This is a genomic window from Streptomyces sp. NPDC057654 (assembly GCF_042800135.1).
Classification (GTDB): Bacteria; Actinomycetota; Actinomycetes; order Streptomycetales; family Streptomycetaceae; genus Streptomyces.
The window spans coordinates 1-2,549 of sequence record NZ_JBHVHQ010001078.1; the positions used below are offsets into that span (position 1 = coordinate 1).

2 protein-coding genes are annotated in these 2,549 nt (G+C 69.9%); both read right to left on the reverse strand.

The annotated features are described in order from the left end of the window. Window positions 1–143: 143 nt before the first annotated feature. Complete coding sequence (locus tag ACFU99_RS40600; RefSeq protein ID WP_384402888.1) at window positions 144–2,063, reverse strand: N-acetylmuramoyl-L-alanine amidase; 1,920 nt, start codon at window positions 2,061–2,063, stop codon at window positions 144–146. Window positions 2,064–2,338: 275 nt separating this feature from the next. Beyond that, on the reverse strand, window positions 2,339–2,549 hold a 211-nt coding region (locus tag ACFU99_RS40605), incomplete at its 5' end, for a CGNR zinc finger domain-containing protein (protein WP_384402891.1).

A 2,549-nucleotide genomic window follows, 5' to 3' on the forward strand; every position in this document is an offset into this window, starting at 1 on the left:
GGGCGCAACGCCATCCCCCCCGCCGTGGGGCGCGCCGCGGGCGGTACCTCCCCCGCGGTGGGGGGCCCCCCCGCCTGACAGCCGCACCAAACGCGCTACGACCCCGGGGACCGTCACGGGCCCGGGCGTCCAGTGCGTACGCGTCAGTGGCCCGCGGTCTTCTTCGCGCTCACCTCAGCCGCGTTCACCAGCACATACCGGTGGTTGAACTGCACGGTGTAGTACTTCTTCGCGCCCTTCACCACCGCCTGCGTGGACGGCGAGAAGTCGACGGCGCCGACCGGCGGCTGGTCGGCGACGTACGCCTGACCGGCCGGGATCGCGTAGTTCTTCGCCGTCAGCGGGTCCTGCTTGGACGGGGACATGCCCTTGGGGTACTCGGCCGCGTCCGGGTACGCGGTCCCGTACACCTTGGCCGCGTCCTTGCCGGGCGCCTTGATGATCCGTACGCCCTTGGCGGGCGTCGTGTTCTTGCCGCCCGGGTTGTGGATCCAGCCCTTCTGGCCGCCGAACCAGATCGCAGTCCAGTCGCCCTTCTTCTCGGCGACCACGAACTTCTGGCCGGCCTGGACGGTGGTGGTCCAGTCCGAGACGTCGTCGCTGCCCTTGTCGTCCTTGCCGCCGTGCACGACGGGGTCGACGATGAGCGGCGCGTCCTCGCGGGGCTCGGTGCGGACGAACAGGGCGCTGGACGGGCCGGTCACCGGGCCGCACTTCTTGGTGGCGCCGGACGGGTCGTCGTTGGGGCAGAGGTTGTACGTCTGCTGGTTCTTCTCGAAGCCCGGCGTGATCGTCACGGCGGTGCCGACGGCGCCGACGCCGCGCTTGCCCCCGTCGACCGGGGCGCCGATCATCCGCATGAAGCGGGTCCAGTCCCAGCCGTTGCCCGGGTCCCAGTGCATGCCGGCGAGGGTGTCGTCCGAGGGGCCGGTCACATTGTCGTGGCCGAGGATGTGCGTCCGGTCGAGCGGCACGTCGTACCGCTTCGCCAGGTACTTCACGAGCTTGGCGGTCTGCTCGTACGCGGCCGTCGTGTACCAGTCGGCGCCGTGGGCGGAGAAGCCCTCGTGCTCGATCTGCACGGCGTGCAGGTTGCTGTCGTAGTTGCCGTCGCCGAACGCCACGTCCTTGTTCGGCACCATCTGCGTGACCTCGCCGTCCGAGGACCGCATCACGTACTGCGACGAGGAGCCGCCGGCCGTCTGGAAGGTCTTGATCGCTTCGTCGTACGACCCCTCGGTCGTGTGGATCACGATCTGCGTGATCTTGACGCCGTTCTTCGGCCGGTTGGAGACCTGGCCGTTGGAGGCCGCCGCCGGGACGAACTTGCAGTTCATCGAGGGCGGGCACTCCGCCTTCGGCGAGCCGTCGTCCTTGAGCTTCAGCTTGTTGTACTGGGCGGCCATCGGCTTCGCGGACGGCTCGGCCTTCATCGTCACCGACCCGCCGTCCGCCGCGTCGCGCTTGGCGCCGGACTTGATGGCGGCGAACACGCCGTCGACGTACGAGGCCGCCGCCTTGCGGTCGGTCAGGCGGCTGTACTTGGCGACCGCGGCGGTCCACTGCGCCGGGTCCTTCGCGGTGGAGCCGGTGAGCTCCTTCTGGTACGCGGCGAGGAGAGCCGCGCCGCCGCGGATGTTCTCCTTCTGGTCGTGCTGGAGCTTGTCGGCGGAGGCGCCGGTCAGCTTCGCGGCGGCCCGCAGCGTGTGCAGCTCGGGGTGGCCGGTGAAGGAGGTGAGGTCGGCGCGGCCGGCCGCGCCCGCGGCGCCGCCGGTCACCATCTTCGACGTCACGTCGGTGAGGTTCATCAGGCCCCAGCCGCCGGTGTTGCTGTAACCGGAGTGGTGCTGCCAGCCGGACTCCTGGTGCGCGACGCCCAGCAGTACGGGCAGCGGCACGTCGAACTCTTCAGCGGCCGCGGCGAAGGCGGCCTGGGTGGTGGGCGACTGCGGGTCGTCCGCGTTCATCGCCTGTGCGAGGGACGGCAGGAAAGCGAAAGCGCCTATGGCCAGTGCGCCGCCGACGGCGGCCGTCGGCAGCCAACGCTTTTTCCGCTTGTGCAAGGGGGTTCCCTTCGATGCGACCGGTGCGCAGGGCTGCCTCATCAGGAGGGTCGTCGACTCGCCCTGTACGCACCCAAAGGTGTGGGGGTGGGCGCGCAATTTCCGTACAGACATGCCGAAGCAGGCGGTGGCCACGTCGACGGAGACGGTTATCGGCGCCGAATGACATCAGATCAGAAAAACATTCGGGATCCCAGGGCGGGGTGGCCGATGACACGTTTATGGGCAGTGTCCGGCAACTGAACAGGGCATTACGGGCGGCGCGATCCGTACCTTTATCCGGACCTTTCCCTATTCGGGTCCCCTGGCATTTCGGGTCCGGCGGACCGCGCCGCTCCGGAGCCCGCGGGCCGCGCCGGAGCGCCGCGCCGCCCGGCCGCCTTGTTCGCCCGGTACGCGCGCATCTTCGCCCGGCTCCCGCACACCGCCATCGAGCACCATCGGCCGCGCCCCGCCGGGCTGCGGTCGTAGAAGACCCACTGGCAG